The following is a 15,610-nucleotide window of genomic DNA, read 5'->3' on the forward strand; positions in this document are numbered from 1 at the left end:
GCGTTCCCCGTCCCGCTGTCGGGGGCGAAGGCGCCCACTCTGATGTGGGCGCACGAGCACGCCGTCGAGCCCGCCGCCCTGCAGCAGCTGCGCAACATCGCCGCGCTGCCGTGGGTCGAGGGCGTGCGCGTCATGCCCGACGTCCACCTCGGCAAGGGCGCGACCGTCGGCTCGGTCATCGCGATGCGCGACGCCGTGTCGCCCAACGCCGTCGGCGTCGACATCGGCTGCGGCATGATCGGCGTCCGCACGTCGCTCACGGCCGAGGACCTGCCCGACGACCTCGGGCCGGTCCGTGCGCGCATCGAGGCCGCGATCCCCGTCGGGTTCCACGCGCACGACGAGGCGGTCGACCCGCATCGGCTGCGCTCGATCTCCGGGCGCGGCCCGGCGGAGGTCGCGCGCGGCGCGGACGCGTTCTGGTCGCGGTTCTCGGGGCTGCACGGCCGCGTCTCGGACATCGAGGGCCGGGCTCGCCGCCAGCTCGGGACGCTGGGCGGCGGGAACCACTTCGTCGAGCTCTGCACGGACACCGACGGGCAGGTCTGGCTCCAGCTGCACTCGGGGTCGCGCAACATCGGCAAGACGCTCGCCGAGCAGCACGTCGCCGTCGCCAAGCGCCTCGAGCACAACCAGGGGCTCGTCGACCGCGAGCTCGCGGTGTTCCTCGGCGGCACGCCGGAGATGGACGCGTACCTCGCCGACCTGTGGTGGGCGCAGGAGTACGCGGCGCGGTCGCGCGCGGTGATGATGACGCTCGTCGTCGACGCCGTGCGCGCCTCGTTCCCCGGTCGGGAGATCGCGTTCGACGAGGCCGTGAACGTCCACCACAACTACGTCGCGGTCGAGCACGTCGACGGGCAGGAGCTCGTCGTGACCCGCAAGGGCGCGATCCGGGCGGGGAAGGGCGACCTCGGTCTCATCCCGGGGTCCATGGGCACCGGCTCGTACATCGTGCGCGGGCTCGGGAACCCGGAGTCCTACTGGTCGGCGTCGCACGGCGCGGGGCGTCGCATGTCCCGCACCAAGGCGAAGAAGACCTTCACGCTCGACGACCTCGCCGTCCAGACGGCGGGCGTCGAGTGCCGCAAGGACGCCGGGGTGCTGGACGAGATCCCGGGCGCGTACAAGGACCTCGACGAGGTCATCCGTGCGCAGTCCGACCTCGTCGAGGTCGTCGCCCGGCTCACGACGCTCCTCTGCGTCAAGGGCTGACCGCGGGGTCCGACCAGGCGATCCTTGGCGAGCCGAGCAGGTGGTCCTGGCGCGTCCGGCGATCCGGACGAGCCAGGACCACCTGCTCGGCATCGACGGGGGCGACGTTGCGGGCGTCAGGGGTGGTCGCGGGGGAGGCGGACGGTAAACGTCGTGCCGGTGGGGCCAGGTTCGTCCGCCGTGGCGGACGACACGGCGACGGTGCCGCCGTGGGCGGTGACGATCGCGTCGGCGATGGCGAGGCCGAGGCCGGTGGAGCCGCCGGTGCGGTTGCGCGCGTCGTCGCCGCGCGTGAAGCGACGGAAGAGCGTCGGGCGCAGGGTCGCCGGGATACCGGGGCCGTCGTCGGCGACGGAGAGCACGACGTCGTCGCCGTCGCTCGCGAGCCGCACCTCGACGTGGGTGCCGGGCGGGGTGTGCGTGCGGGCGTTCGCGAGGAGGTTCGCGAGCACCTGCCGCAGGCTCGCCTCGTCGCCCGTGATCTCGAGGTCGACGTCCTCGTCGGGGTCCTGCCCGGCAGGGTCGTGCGCCGTGCGGGCATGGTCCAGGTCGTCCGTCCCGTCGTCGATCCCGTCGACCTCGTCAGGCGGGTCGGTCGGGAGATCGACGTCGAGGTCCTCGCCGGGAAGGTCGAGGGCCCAGTCGTGGTCGGGGCCGGCGGCGTGGGCGTCCATGACGGCGTCGACGGCGAGCGCCGCGAGGTCGACGGGCGCGCGGTCGAGCGGGCGGCCGGCGTCGAGCCGAGCGAGGAGCAGCAGGTCCTCGACGAGCCCGGTCATGCGCACGGCCTCGGACTCGATGCGGTCGAGCGAGCGCGCGGTGGCGGGCGGGACGTCGTCGGGAGAGCGCCGCACGAGCTCGGCGTAGCCGCGGATGGAGGCGAGCGGGGTGCGCAGCTCGTGGCTCGCGTCGGCGACGAACCGCCGCACCTGGGTCTCGGAGTCGTGGCGCGCCTGGAGCGAGGTCTCGACGTTCTCCAGCATGCGGTTCAACGCGGCACCCACCTGCCCGACCTCGGTGCGCTCGTCGGTGAGGTCGTCCGGGACGCGCGGGATCGCGTCGATCTCGCCCTGCGCGAGCTCCAGCTCGGAGACGCGGCCCGCCGCGGCGGCGACGTCGTCGAGCGGCCGGAGCGAGCGCCGCACGAGCCACGTGCCGAGGAGCACCGCGGCGAGCAGGCCCGCGGCACCGAGCGCGACCTCGATGAGCACGTACTTCTCGACCGTCGCGTCGACGGTGGCGGTGCTCGATGCGACGACGACGGTCTGGCCGTCGTCCGTGGTCCGGTGCACGGCGCGGAACGACCCGAGGTCGGGCAGGTCGGCGTCGTGCGGGGTGCCGTCGGCGGGCACGTCCTCGAGCGCGGCGATCTGCGCGTCGTCGAGCACGACGCGCTCGAGCGTGGGGGTCACGTACTCGGCAAGCACGACCTCGCCGTCGACGTAGCGGAGCACGGCGCTGCCGGGGCCGGTGCCCGCGGGGAATCGGGACGGGTCGTCGGGCAGGTCGCTGGGGCTGGGGCTGGGGGTGGCACCGGTGTCGTCCGGCGGCTGCCCGGGGCCGTCGCCCGGACGCTCCCCGAAGCCCTGCGCGAGGCGGGAGCTCGCCTGCTCGAGCTCGTGGTCGAGCTGTTCGACGAGCTGGTCGCGCAGCGCGAGCGCGGACGCGGCGGCGAGACCGACGGTAACGAGGAGCACGACCCCGGCGAGCACGAGGACGAGCCGGCGGCGCAGCGCCGTCGGCCGTCGCGCGGGGACACCGTCGGCGGACCCGTGACGCGCGGGGTCGGGAACGGCGCGCGCCTCAGCCACGGGCGTCGTCCGCGCCGTTCGCGGGCTTGAGCACGTACCCGACCCCGCGCAGCGTGTGGATCATGGGCTCGCGCCCCTTGTCGATCTTGCGGCGCAGGTAGGAGATGTAGAGCTCGACGATGTTCGCCTGGCCGCCGAAGTCGTAGTTCCAGACGCGGTCGAGGATCTGCGCCTTGGACAGCACGCGGCGCGGGTTGCGCATGAGGTAGCGCAGCAGCTCGAACTCGGTGGCCGTGAGGCGCACCTCCTCGCCTGCACGGCGGACCTCGTGCGCGTCCTCGTCGAGCTCGAGGTCGCCGACGACGAGCACGGAGTCCTCGCGCTGCGCGGTCGCGCCGCCCCGGCGCAGCAGCCCGCGCAGGCGCGCCACGACCTCCTCGAGGCTGAACGGCTTGGTCACGTAGTCGTCGCCGCCCGCGGTGAGCCCGGCGACGCGGTCCTCGACGGCGTCGCGCGCGGTGAGGAAGAGGACGGGGACGTCGGTGTCGCGCTCGCGCAGCCGGCGGAGCACGGTGAGGCCGTCCATGTCGGGGAGCATGACGTCGAGCACGACGACGTCGGGCCCGGTCTCGCGCGCGGTGCGGATCGCGGAGCCCCCGTCGAGCGCGGTGGACACGTCCCAGCCCTCGTAGCGCAGCGCCGAGGTGAGCAGCTCGGCGAGGTTGGGCTCGTCGTCGACCACGAGCACGCGGACGGGCGATCCGTCCGGGCGCGTGAGGCGCGGCTGGTCAGGACGGCCGACGGGGGCGGTGGCTGCGGTCATGGACCCAGCGTCCCGCGGCGCGCGTGGTCGTGCCTGTGGTGACCCTGTGCGCGCGCTGTGCCTGCTGGGGTGCCCGCTGGGATGCTGCGCGTCGCGCGCCGGGAGCGGGTGAGATCGGCACGCCACGGTCGTTGAATCCTTGACTTTTGATGGGTCGCCGTCAAAACTCGCGGCATCGGCAGCAGCCGACGTCCACGCACGCAGGAGTGCGCGCGCCGCCGGGCCTGGAGAAGTCCCTGGAGACCGACGGCGGTCGGCCGGGGGCCGGCGCCCGGCCCGCGCTCTCGACGACGAGGGAGAAGCACGCATGGATTTGTTCAGCGGTACGACAGTCAGACGGGCGGTGGCGGCGGCGGTCGCGCTGCCCCTCGCCGGAGGGGCGACGCTCGTGGCCGCGGGCCCGGCGGCCGCCGACGAGGAGGACTACAAGATCCTCGTCGTCGGCAAGACGCTCGGGTTCCGGCACTCGCACATCGACGACACGACGCGCGCGCTGATCGAGCTCGGTGAGGACAACGGGTTCACGGTCGACGTGTGGGACCCGCCGAACGACTCCGCGGGCTGGTGGGGGAACGGCTCGCCGGGGCAGCCCGACCTCACGATGGACTCGACGCCGTTCACGAGCGCCGAGGACCTGTCGCAGTACGCGACGCTGGTCTTCGTCTCGCCCGTCGACAACACGAACTCGCTGAACCCCGCGACGCCACGCCTGCTCGACGACACCGAGCTCGCGGCGCTCCAGGGCTACATCCACGACGGCGGCGGGTTCGTCGGGCTGCATGCCGCGACCGACACGATGCACACCGTCCCCTGGTACAGCGAGCTGACGGGAGGCGGCGCGCGCTTCGTCGCCCACCCGCAGCAGCAGACCGCGACCATGCGCGTCGAGAGCCCGGCGCACCCCTCGACCGCGCACCTGCCGGCCGTCTGGGAGCGGTTCGACGAGTGGTACAACTACTCGGTCAACCCCCGTGCGGACGTGCACGTGCTCCTCACGCTCGACGAGTCGACATACTCGCCGGGCAACGGCGCGATGGGCGAGGACCACCCGATCTCCTGGTGCCAGAACTTCGAGGGCGGCCGCTCCTGGTACGAGGGCGCCGGGCACACCGACGAGTCGTGGACGGACCCGCTCTTCCGCGAGCACGTGCTCAAGGGGGTCGAGTGGACCGCGGGCGTCGTCGAGGGCGGCGGCAACTGCGTGACGTTCCCCGAGGTCGACGGGATCGTCGCCGGCCTGAACACCTCGGCTGTCGGTGACGGCGTGATCGCGGGCGCGATCACGTCGCTGCTGGGCAGCGCGCGCACCGCGGCCGAGGCGGGCGACCCGGCGACGGCGGTCCAGGTGCTCGGCGGTGCGCGGTCGCTCGTCGACCACCTGTCCGCGGCCGCGGGAGACAGGGCCCTCCTCGCGTCGAAGATCGGCGACCTCGTCGACTGGCAGACCGGGCTCGTCGACGACGGACCCGCGCTCGACCTCGCGGCCGAGGCCGAGCTGCGGACCATGGGCGGCAAGCAGTACCTCGCGGTGCGGGTGCTCAACGAGGACGAGGTCGCCGTGGACATCACCGTCACCACGCCGTACGGGTCCAAGGAGTTCGCGGCCGTCGCCCCCACCAAGAACGCCTACCAGGCGTTCGCGACGCGCCTCGTCGAGGTCCCTGCCGGCGACGTGACGGTCACCGCGACGGCAGAGGTCGACGGCGAGACGGTCACCGAGGAGGTCGCGGTCGCCTACGCGGGCACCGCCTGACCGGCACCCCTCGCGCACCGACGGCGCCCGTCGCACCCTGCGTGCGGCGGGCGCCGTCGCGCGTCCCGGTGCAGTCGCGGCGTCGCGCCACTCCGGAGCACGGTCCCGTGTGACGTGCGACACGTCGCGTGATGATCCGCCTCGCGTCGCGTCCTCACTCATGGACAACCGTCCAGGAGTGAAGGAGAACTGCCGTGCCCCCCACCGCCCGCCCCCCGCGCGCGAGCACCTCGCCCGCGCGCCGCGCCCTCGCCGGCGCGGTCGCGCTGCTGCTCGCCCTGCTGGGCCTCGCCGCCGTCCCCACGGCCGCGAGCGCCACCGAGCTCGACGCGATCACCGGCGTCGAGATCACCCGACCCACCGGGGAGATCCACCAGTGGGACTCGATCCGCCTCGACGCCACGTGGGCCGTGCCCGACGGCTCACGCCCGGGCGACACGTTCCGCCTCGCGCTCCCGACGAGCCCCCGCATCGTCGGGTTCACCGACACGTTCGACCTGACCGACCCCTCAGGCGCGGTGGTCGGATCGTGCACGGTCGACGAGTCGCAGTTCGTCTGCACGCTCGGCGACTACGTCGCCACCCACACGGGCGTCGCGGGGACGCTGTTCTTCTGGGCCCAGGTGACCGAGACGACCGACGCCGACGTGCTCGTGTTCACGACGGGCGGCGGCGTCGAGATCCGCGTCGACGTCCCCGGCGGCATCGGCGAGGGCGAGGGCGGCGGCGGCTGGCAGCCGCCCACCTACCCCGTCAAGGGCGGGTGGTACGACCGCTGGGCCGACGTCGTGCGCTGGGACGTGTACGTGCCCGGCCAGTACCTCACCGGCCCGGACGGCGACCCCGTCGTGCTCACCGACACGTTCGACCCGCGCCTGACCCTGGTCGAGGGCAGCGTCGGGGCGCTCGCGGTGCCCGTCGACCGCTGGGACGACGGCGACTTCTGGGACGCAGGCTTCTGGATGGACCCTGCGGACTACGTCGTCGAGCCGGGACCCGCCGCGAACCAGTTCCGGTTCAGCGTGCCCGATGCCCACGGAGCCGACTACGTCTACGTGCTCACGTACGCGACCGCGGTCCCCGACGACGCGCGCGACGGCGACCGGTACGAGAACACGGTGACCGGTCTCGCGGTCGGAGACGTCGAGGCGGTCGCGGAGTACGCGGGCGCCGGCGGGACCGGCGGGGGCGAGGGCGTGCGCTCGATCCGGCTCGCCAAGCAGGTCGACGGCGACGCCGCGGAGGGCGTGACCGGTCCGTTCGGGTTCGAGCTGGCCTGCACCGGGGCCGACGGCGAGACGCTGGCCGGGTTCCCGCGCGCCGCCACCCTCTCCGCGGGGACCACGACGACGTTCGCGGGCGTGCCGGTGGGTGCGGTGTGCGGGCTGACCGAGACGGACGACGGCGGAGCCGACCGCGTGTCCTTCGCGCCCGCGGGCCCGATCGAGGTCACGGCGGGCTCGCCCGCGACGATCGACGTCGTCGCGACGAACACCTTCGACGCGCACGTCGGGGGGATCGCCGTGACCAAGCGCGTGACGGGGGCAGCCGCCGACGCCGTGGCCGAGGGGACCACGTTCTCCGTCGGCTACGCGTACGGGGGACCCGACGGTGAGGTGACCGGGGACCTGGTCGTCACCGACGGGGCCACGGCGGCGCTCGCGGACCTGCCCGCGGGCACGGTCGTCACGCTCTCCGAGGCCGCTCCCACGGCGCTCGACGGGGTGGTGTGGCGGGCGCCGTCGTTCTCCGGCGAGGGGGTCGAGGTGCTGGCAGACGGCGCGGCGCGCGTCGTGGCCGGCGACGGCACGACGGTCGAGGTCGTCCTGACGAACGAGGCCGACGTGCCGACGGTGCCGGTCGAGCCCGGCGGTCCCGGGGTGTCCGCCGAGCCCCCGGTCCCCGGGGCGCCGCAGCCCACGACGCCGGGCTCGAGCGGGGCCCTGGCGGTCACCGGCACGACCGTCGGCGTCGCGACCCTCGCCGCGGCCCTGCTCGTCGCGACCGGCGTGATGGTCGTCGTCGCGCGGCGCCGCACCCGGGTCTGAGGTCCCGGACGAGGTGACGTTCGTCACCGCGAGGCCGCCCCGGCGTCATGATCGTGCGCCGGGGCGGTCTCTCCACCCGAGGGGTCGCGCCGACCGCGCTGCCCCGGACGAGAGGCGACCATGCACGCGCACCACCCGACCGCGGCCGTCGGCACCCGGGCCGACGCGGTCCCGCACGACGAGCACGACGTCGAGCCTGCCCCCGCGCGGGACGACGTCGAGCTCGCCGACGCCGTGCGCGCGGGGGACGTCGACGCGTACGCGGAGCTCTGGGGGCGCCACGCGGGGGCAGGCAGGGCCGCCGCGCGGCGGCTCACCGCGACCTACGACCCCGACGACCTCCTCCAGGAGGCGTTCGCGCGCATCCTGCACGCCCTCCAGGCGGGGGCCGGTCCGACGGGCCCGTTCCGCCCCTACCTCTACACGACGCTGCGCGCGGTCGCCGCGTCGTGGTCGCGCACGCCCGCCCCGTTCCCCGTCGACGAGGTCCCCGAGGTCGCCGACGCGCGGGACGCCACGACCGAGGTGCTCGAGCGGTCGGTCACGGTGCGGGCGTTCCGACGCCTGCCCGAGCGCTGGCAGTCCGTGCTCTGGTACACGGAGGTCGAGGGGATGGAGCCGCGCGAGGCGGGGCCGCTCCTGGGCCTGTCGGCACCCGCCACGGCCGCGCTCGCGTACCGGGCGCGCGAAGGGCTCCGCCGGGAGTGGCTGCAGGCCCATGTCGCGACCGACGCCGTCGCCCCGGAGTGCCGCTGGACGGCCGAGCGCCTGGGCGACCATGCACGCGGCACGCTCTCGCCGACCGCCCGCGACCGCGTCGAGGACCACCTGACGGGGTGCCTCGCGTGCTCGATCCTCGCCGAGGAGGTGGACGACGTCGCCTCGCGACTGCGCCTGGTGCTCCTGCCGCTCGTCCTCGGCGTGCCGGCGGCGCTCGGGGCCGCGGGCACGGCGGTCGCGCCGATCCACGCGCCCGGCGCCGTACTGCCCGCGCCGACCGGGGAGGGCGCGTCGGCCGCCTCGGTCGTCCCCGTCGCGAGCGCGCCCGTCGGCGGCGTCGCGGCCGGCACTCTCCCGAGCCTCGTCCTCGGAGGCGTGGCGGCGACCGTCGTCGCGGCGGTCGTGGGCGTCGGTGCCCTCGCCGGGTGGTGGCCCGGCGCCGGGGAACGGCCACCGGCGGCTGCGCAGGCCTCGGACGCCACCGCGTCCGTGGGAGCTCCGTCCGACGAGCTGTCGGTCACCCCGGCACCGGAGGACGGCCTCGGCGGGCCGGTCGCCGCACCGGGCACGGCCCCCGACCTCGCACCGGACGCCGCCCCGGGCCCCGCCGACGTGCCCACGACGGACCCCCTCGACCCGGGGCCCGCACCGGGCACCGGGACGGCGCCGCCGCGTGTCGCGGAGCCGTCGACCCCGGCGGCCGAGACCCCCCTCGTCCCGGCGCCGCCGCCCGCGCCGGAGCCCCCAGACCCGGGCGCGGAGGAGCCCGCGCCGCAGCCCCCGGCGACCCCGGTCGTCGCGTCGGCCCCGGCACCCGGCCCGCTCACGGTCTTCCCGGCGCTGCGCGGGACCGGCGCGCCCGGCGCGTCGGTCCGGGTCCTGGACGCGGCGGGCACGGTCGTCGGGACGACGGAGGTCGGGCACGACGGCGCGTGGGAGATGGTCGCCGACGGTCTCGGCGCCGCGGGCGAGCACCGGCTCCGGGTGGTGCAGGAGGTCGAGGGCGTCACGTCCGCGCCGTCCGTGCCGCTGGGTCCCTACGCCTTCGACGTGCCCGTGCTGGTCTCGCCCGGCCCCGGGTCGACGGTTGCGGGACGGCCTTCCGGCCTGCCGTGGGAGCTGACGAGCTACGTGGTCGACGCCGAGATCGCCGGGACCCCCGGGCTGGTCGTCGAGGCCTTCGTCGACGACCGCCCCACGGGCAACCTCCACGTGCTCGGTGACACGCCGCTGGTCCGGCAGGTGACCGGGCTCTCGCTCGGTGAGCACTCGCTCGGGCTGCGCGTCGTCGACCCGGCGACCGGGGCGCACGGCCCCGTCGTCACGACGCGCTTCACCGTCGTCGGCTGAGTCAGGCGAGCTGCAACGACGTGAGGCAGGTGGGGTCGTCGTCGCCCGTGGAGACGGTCGTCGTGCCGACCTGGCCGTCGTGCTCCACGCGCAGCTCGGCCTCGACGTCGCGCGGGAGCCAGTAGCCGACGAACCCGTTGGCGCCGAGCGTCGTGTCCTCCTCGACGAGCACGTCGCCGGTCGCGGCGTCGACGACGCTCACGCTCACCGGCTCGCCCGCGAGCTCTCCCTGGCACGTGGTGAGCGAGTGGAAGAAGCACTCGTGCGTCCCCTCCACGTACGGTGCGACCGAGAGGTAGAACACGTCGTCCGGGAGCGGCACGGTGGTCTCGTACGCCTCGTCGGCGAGCACGAGCTCCGACGCGCGGACCGAGGCGACCAGGTCCGTGGGGCGCTCCGCCGTCTCCAGACCCTCCAGGCGGTCCACGACCTCCTGCCCGGTGAGGCCCGCGAGGTCGTGGCGGTCGAGCAGCGCTTCCAGCGCGCTGGGCTCGGGCGCGGTGGCGGTGCAGCCGGCGAGCACGAGGGCGAGGGTGGTTCCGGCGGCGGCGGTCACGAAGGTCGGGAGGGCGCGTCGTCTCATGCGCCGATCCTCTCAGAGCGCAGCCCCGTGACCAGGGCCGGAGGTCCCGCGCGCACGGCGCCGGCCGGGTCCGACGACGAGCGTGTCGGGACCCGGCCGGGTCGGGCGTGAGGGGTCGCGCGGTCCGACGGCGGCGCCGTCAGGCGGTGAGCATCGCCACCGGGTTGTCGTGCGTGAGGTGGGCGAGCACGTCGCGCGACACGCCGCGCGACGCGAGCATCTCCGTGAAGACGGTGGGGACGTAGGCGAAGCCGTTGCCGCCGTGCTGGACCCACATCTGCTTGAGGAACACGTCGTGGCTGAGCAGCACCTGGCCCGCGTGCCCGTCCGCCACGAGACGCTGCACCGCGGCGGCGGTCGTGTGCGGGTCGGGGGACACGCCCTCCTGCGGGAAGGTGATGTCCATGCCGACCATGTCGAACTCGAGCCAGACGCCGCGCTCGGCCACCGACCGCTGATAGTCCGGGTCGTCCGCGGACGGGTCCATGTGGCACAGCACGACCTTCTCGGGTCGCACGCCCACCTCGTCGAGCACGAGGTCGAGGACCTCGTGCGCGCGGCGCTGCCAGCCGGGCAGGTGCACCTGGAGCGCGACGTGCGGGTGCTCGCGCTGCGCGAGGGCCGCCGCGCGCAGCGACGCGGCCTCGCCCGCGGTGAACGACGGCGAGACGCCGATCTCGCCGATGACCCCGGGCCGCACGCCGGTCTCGCCGATCCCGTGGACGAGCTCGGCCACGATCGCGGTCGCCTGGGCGTCCACCGCGGCGGCGGCGATGCGGTCGCCCTCGAACTTCTCGAGGTAGGCGCCGCAGCCCGCGACCACGTGCAGGCCCGTCCGGCGGGCCACCTCCGCGAGCCGCTCGGGGTTGCGCCCGATCGCCGCGCTCGACGTCGCGTCGACGATGGTGCGCCCGCCCAGCGCGGCGAAGCTCTCGAGCTCCGCCGCGACCGCGGCGACCGGCTTGTCGGCGATGTTGTCCGCGCAGCAGTACGGGTCCTGGCGCAGCGCCCAGGCGACCGACGCGGAGACCGGAGCCTCGACGACCGCCTCGGAGAAGCGGTAGCTCGGCGGGTCGAGCACGCCCGACAGGTCGTTGAACAGGTGCTCGTGCGGCAGCGTGAGGCCGAGGTCGGCGGCCGCGGCGCGGCCGGTGACCGTCTGCACGTGGCCGGCGGGCGTGACGCTCATCGCCCGCTCGCCTCGCCCGCCTCGCCGCCCGCGACGGCCGCCGCCACGGCGTCCTCGTGCTCGCCGTCGCCCTGCTCGTCGGGGTGAGCCGCCTTGCCCGACGGGATCATGCCGATCCCGGCGGCCACGAGCGCGATGACCGTGCCGATGACGGTCGCGACGTGCACGGTGTGGCCCAGCGCCGGGATCGCGGCGTCGAGCACGAGCGAACCGACGAGCTGGCCCGCGACCGAGGCGAGGCCGAGCAGGAGCAGCCCGAGGCCGCGCACGAGGAGCGCCATGAGCGCGATCGACAGCAGGCCGAGCGGGCCGCCCAGGTACATCCACCACTCGCTCGGGAGCTGGAAGTCCACGCCGCCCGCCAGAGCGCGCACGACGTAGGCGATCAGGAGGGCCGTGAAGCCCACGAGGAAGTTCCAGCCGATCGAGACGAGCATCGACCCGGTGACGTCGGCGACGGCCGCGTTCCCGGCGGGCTGCCAGCCTGCGAGCAGGCCGCCCACGAACGGCATGATCGCGAGGACGATCGTGTGCGGCACGGAGAAGCTCGGCGAGATGACGACGACGGTCGCCGCGATGGCGAGCGCCGCGCCGAGGAGGCGCGTCGTGGTGAGCGGCTGCTTGACCGACGCGGTGACGCCGAGGCGGTCGCAGATGACGCCCGAGATGACGAGGCCGGAGATGAGCGAGATCTGGAACGTGGCGACGCCGAGGACGCCGACGGTCACGCCCTCCGAGAGGACGATGACGGCCCCGCACAGGCCCGCGAGGTAGTTCCACCACGGGATCGTGCGCGAGCGGATCAGGCCGGGGATCGCGAGCGCCTCGCGCCGGGTGGCCGGGCGGGCGAACACGACGACGAACATGAGGACCAGGCCGGTCCCGAACGAGATGAGCGCGGCGGCGTGCCCGTCGCCGATCGTCTTGCCGAGCTGGCCGTTGACGGCCGCCTGCAGGGGGCCGAGGGCCCCCGCGAGGACGGTCGCGACGACGAGCAGGGCGGTCGCGGTGTCCTTGACCCTGCTGCGGCGGGCTGACGAGTTCAGAGCACCTCCCTGAGTGCCGGACGGGGAACCGGTAGTCGCCGGCGTGGTGTGCTTCATTGCGTGACCGTGCCTTCCTCCGACGGTACGTCGGACTTAGCTGTGGAGCGGAATCCTGGTGCCCTCGGGGGCCAGGTCGGCGGCGCGCGGCAGGGAGTCGACGGCGCCGTGGCGGGTGGTGGTGGAGGCGGCGACGTGCGCCGCCCAGCGGGCGGACTCGACGAGGTCGCCGCCGTGGAGGAGGCCGTCCGCGAGCGCCGCGCAGAACGAGTCGCCGGCGGCGGTCGTGTCGACGGCGTCGACGCGCTCGGCCGGGACGGTGACGGGTGCGCTCCCCGCGGGGACGACGAGCGCGCCGTCGGCCCCGAGGGTGACGACGACGTCCCCGGGGTGGTCGAGCGCGCGCACCATGGCGAGCACCTCGTCCTCGCCGGTCGGCTCGGTGGTCGCGCCGACGAGGGTCGCGAGCTCGAACCGGTTGGGCACGAGCACCTGGAAGGCGGCGCGCACGTCGGCGGGCAGGGGGACGGCGGGCGCCGGGTTGAGGACGGTGGTGCCCGTCGCGGTGGCGGCGACGGCGCGCAGGGCGCCGAGCGGCGTCTCGCACTGGCACAGGACGGCCGCCGCGTCGCGGACGAGGTCGGCGCGCTCGGTGACGAACGCCTCGTCGACGACGGCGTTCGCGCCGGGCTCGATGACGATCGTCGACTCGGGCTGCTCCCACAGCACGACGGCGACGCCCGTGGGGCGGTCCGCCGTCGCGAGGCCGTCGAGGACGAGGCCCTCGACGGCGAGGCGGCGGCGGATGGCGCGGCCGTCGTCGTCGTCGCCGACGGCGCCGACCATGGCGACGCGCCGGCCGAGCCGGGCGGCGGCGACGGCCTGGTTGGCGCCCTTGCCGCCGGGGGAGCGGACGAGGCCCGTCGCGGAGACGGTCTCGCCCGAGCGGGGCAGGCGGTCGACGGTCAGCCTGAGGTCCATGTTCAGGCTGCCGACGACCACCACCTCGGGCGTCATCAGCCCGCGAGCCAGGTGACGGCCTGGCCGAACAGCGGGCCGTAGCCGGCCCAGTCCATGAACTCGCGCGGCGCCCAGTGGGGGGAGATGTCGGAGGCGAACGCGAGCGTGCGCCCCTGGCCCTCGGTGCGGACGGCGACGAGCGGGCGGCCCTCGATGGTGGCGAGGACGGTCGCGTCGGGCTTGGCGGTGAGGCGCTGGTAGCCGAGGAGGATCGGCCACTCGTGGTCGAGGCCCGCGGTGACGGGGTGCTCGACGTCGGTCAGGGTGCCGCCGATGCCCTCGGGGGTCTCCTCGCGGTCGTCGTACGGGAGGATGTCGACCGGCAGGACGGCCTCGACGGCGGTGCCGTGGTAGTTCGCCTTGGCCTGGAAGCCCTGGAAGCTGAGGTAGCCGCCGGCCATCATGAGGCCGCCGCCGCGGCGGACCCACTCGGCGAGGAGCTTGAGCCGGTTCGGGAACGGGCGCCCCTGGGAGAACACGACCGGCGGCAGCAGGAGCGAGTTGGCGCCGATGTCGGAGAGGATCACGACGTCGTAGGCGTCGAGCTCGTCGAGCGTGGAGGGGAAGTCCTCGGCGACGAGGTGCGAGGGCAGGTGCGTGACCTCGTGACCCTCGGCGGCCAGCGCCTCGAGTAGGCGCGCGCACCCGATCTCGAGCTGGGCGTGGGGGAACGCGTCGTACCCCTTGTAGTCGGTGGTCGCGTTGATCCACGACTCCCCGGCGAGCAGAACCCGGCTCATCCCGGCCTCCTTGCGATCAGGTCGCGCGACGACGTTGCGCAACGTTGTGTGGCGTTGCGCAAGACCGTAGAGTGGAGCTGCTCTGCCTGTCAACACCGTCTGTGTGACCCGGTGCCGGTAGGGTGCAAGGGTTCTGGGACGCGAGCCGTTGGAGGGGAGCCATGACGCTCACGCGTGTTGCGCAACGTGCCGGCGTGTCGGCCTCGACGGCGTCGCGCTACCTGCGCGGCCAGCTCAACGTCCAGCCGGAGACGGCGGCGCGCATCGACGCCGCCGTCCGCGAGGTGGGGTACGTCGTGCCTGCGCCGGGCCCGGCCGCGCGCGAGGACGAGCGCCGCACGGGCGTCGTCGCGCTCGTCGTGCCCGACTTCGTCAACCCGTTCTTCACCGCGCTCGCCGAGGAGGTCGCGCGCCTGGCGGGCGACCGGCGCGTCCCGCTCGTCGTCGCGCTGTCGACGCGGCACGGCGACGCCGAGTCGGGCCTCGGCCAGCTCCTCGCGAGCGACGGGTCGCTCGGCGGGGTCGTCTACGTGGGCATGTCCCGCACCGACGACCGGCTCGCGCGCGCCGTCGCGGACGGCCTGCCGGTCGTCGTCATCGACGAGGAGGTCGACCTCGACCTGCCGGTCGAGACCATCACCGTCGACAACTACGGCGGCGCCTACCAGGCCACGAGCTACCTCGTGCAACAGGGCCATCGCCGCATCGCGCACGTCGCCGGGCCCGCGGAGCTCTCCACGACCCAGGAGCGCCTGCGCGGCTACGTCGACGCCATGCACGACGCCGGCCTCGACGTCGACCCGGACCTCGTGCGCCACGGCCCCTACACCGAGCAGTTCGGCGCCTCGACCTTCCCCTACCTCACGCGCCCCGGGAGCGCGCCGACGGCCGTGTTCGTCGGCAGCGACATCGTCGCCGTCGGGATGCTGGGCGCGGCCGAGCTGCACGGCATCTCGATCCCCGACGACCTCTCGGTCGTCGGGTGCGACGGCATCCGCGTCGGCCAGTGGCTGCGGCCCAAGCTCACGACACTCGAGCAGCCCGTCGCGGCGCTCGCGCTCGCCGCGATGGACGCGATCGAGCGCTCGATGACGGGAACGCGCCCCGCGAGCCCGCCCGCGCGGACCGTCCTGCCGCTGCACCTCGTCGTGCGCGGCTCGGTCGCACGGCCCGAGAAACCCTAGGACGTCCCGACGGCGGACGTGGCCGTCGTCGGCCCACGCAGCCGACCAACTTCCAGAATTCGACCGTCACAACGATCGCTCGCTTTTTTCGACTTTTGACTTGGCAGCAGCGAAAGTCGCCCGTAGGGTCGTCCCAGTGCGACGGCGGGGCATCGCATCGTCCGTCGCACCGGGCCTCACGTTCGAGGCCC

Annotated in this window: 12 protein-coding genes; 5 read left to right on the forward strand and 7 right to left on the reverse strand. The window is 74.7% G+C overall.

The annotated features are described in order from the left end of the window. Window positions 1-42: 42 nt before the first annotated feature. Window positions 43-1,215 carry an RtcB family protein gene (locus NF338_RS07070; RefSeq protein ID WP_264030294.1) on the forward strand — a complete coding sequence of 391 codons (1,173 nt, stop codon included), beginning with the start codon at window positions 43-45 and terminating at the stop codon, window positions 1,213-1,215. A gap of 116 nt (window positions 1,216-1,331) precedes the next feature. Here NF338_RS07070 and NF338_RS07075 read toward each other — a convergent pair whose 3' ends face one another. Both NF338_RS07075 and NF338_RS07080 read right to left on the reverse strand, forming a co-directional pair. Next, the gene (locus NF338_RS07075; protein ID WP_318782993.1) at window positions 1,332-3,026 is read right to left on the reverse strand and encodes a HAMP domain-containing sensor histidine kinase; all 1,695 of its coding nucleotides are present in this window, start codon (window positions 3,024-3,026) and stop codon (window positions 1,332-1,334) included. Continuing rightward, entirely contained in the window at window positions 3,019-3,789 is a 771-nt protein-coding gene (locus NF338_RS07080) for a response regulator transcription factor (RefSeq protein WP_087472250.1), read from the reverse strand. Before NF338_RS07080 ends, NF338_RS07075 begins: the two co-directional genes overlap by 8 nt. A 307-nt stretch (window positions 3,790-4,096) precedes the next feature. Between NF338_RS07080 and NF338_RS07085 the strand changes: the two genes are divergently transcribed. The 3 genes from NF338_RS07085 to NF338_RS07095 all read left to right on the forward strand — a co-directional run bounded on the left by NF338_RS07085 (window position 4,097) and on the right by NF338_RS07095 (window position 9,660). Continuing rightward, window positions 4,097-5,542, forward strand: coding sequence for a ThuA domain-containing protein (locus NF338_RS07085; RefSeq protein WP_264030126.1), 1,446 nt, complete (start codon window positions 4,097-4,099; stop codon window positions 5,540-5,542). Window positions 5,543-5,736: 194 nt separating this feature from the next. Beyond that, on the forward strand, window positions 5,737-7,590 hold the full coding sequence (locus tag NF338_RS07090; RefSeq protein WP_264030127.1) for a DUF5979 domain-containing protein: 1,854 nt from the start codon (window positions 5,737-5,739) through the stop codon (window positions 7,588-7,590). A gap of 120 nt (window positions 7,591-7,710) precedes the next feature. After that, the gene (locus NF338_RS07095) at window positions 7,711-9,660 is read left to right on the forward strand and encodes a zf-HC2 domain-containing protein (RefSeq protein ID WP_264030128.1); all 1,950 of its coding nucleotides are present in this window, start codon (window positions 7,711-7,713) and stop codon (window positions 9,658-9,660) included. 1 nt (window position 9,661) lies between these two features. Here the strand turns inward: NF338_RS07095 and NF338_RS07100 are convergent, their stop codons facing one another. The 5 genes from NF338_RS07100 to NF338_RS07120 form a co-directional block, all read right to left on the reverse strand. Then, window positions 9,662-10,243, reverse strand: a complete 582-nt coding sequence (locus NF338_RS07100) for a CueP family metal-binding protein (protein ID WP_264030129.1) — start codon at window positions 10,241-10,243, stop codon at window positions 9,662-9,664. A gap of 139 nt (window positions 10,244-10,382) precedes the next feature. After that, on the reverse strand, window positions 10,383-11,432 hold the full coding sequence (locus tag NF338_RS07105) for a phosphotriesterase (protein ID WP_264030130.1): 1,050 nt from the start codon (window positions 11,430-11,432) through the stop codon (window positions 10,383-10,385). Next, a complete protein-coding gene (locus tag NF338_RS07110) occupies window positions 11,429-12,535 on the reverse strand; it encodes a DMT family transporter (protein WP_264030131.1) in 1,107 nt (368 codons plus the stop codon). Before NF338_RS07110 ends, NF338_RS07105 begins: the two co-directional genes overlap by 4 nt. A gap of 36 nt (window positions 12,536-12,571) precedes the next feature. Beyond that, window positions 12,572-13,492, reverse strand: a complete 921-nt coding sequence (locus tag NF338_RS07115; RefSeq protein ID WP_264030132.1) for a ribokinase — start codon at window positions 13,490-13,492, stop codon at window positions 12,572-12,574. Next, on the reverse strand, window positions 13,492-14,235 hold the full coding sequence (locus NF338_RS07120) for a glutamine amidotransferase (protein ID WP_264030133.1): 744 nt from the start codon (window positions 14,233-14,235) through the stop codon (window positions 13,492-13,494). The genes NF338_RS07115 and NF338_RS07120 overlap by 1 nt, the downstream gene beginning before the upstream one ends. A 161-nt stretch (window positions 14,236-14,396) precedes the next feature. Between NF338_RS07120 and NF338_RS07125 the strand changes: the two genes are divergently transcribed. Then, entirely contained in the window at window positions 14,397-15,419 is a 1,023-nt protein-coding gene (locus tag NF338_RS07125) for a LacI family DNA-binding transcriptional regulator (protein ID WP_264030134.1), read from the forward strand. Window positions 15,420-15,610: the final 191 nt, after the last annotated feature.

The organism is Cellulosimicrobium sp. SH8 (assembly GCF_025818875.1).
Lineage (GTDB): Bacteria > Actinomycetota > Actinomycetes > Actinomycetales > Cellulomonadaceae > Cellulosimicrobium > Cellulosimicrobium cellulans_D.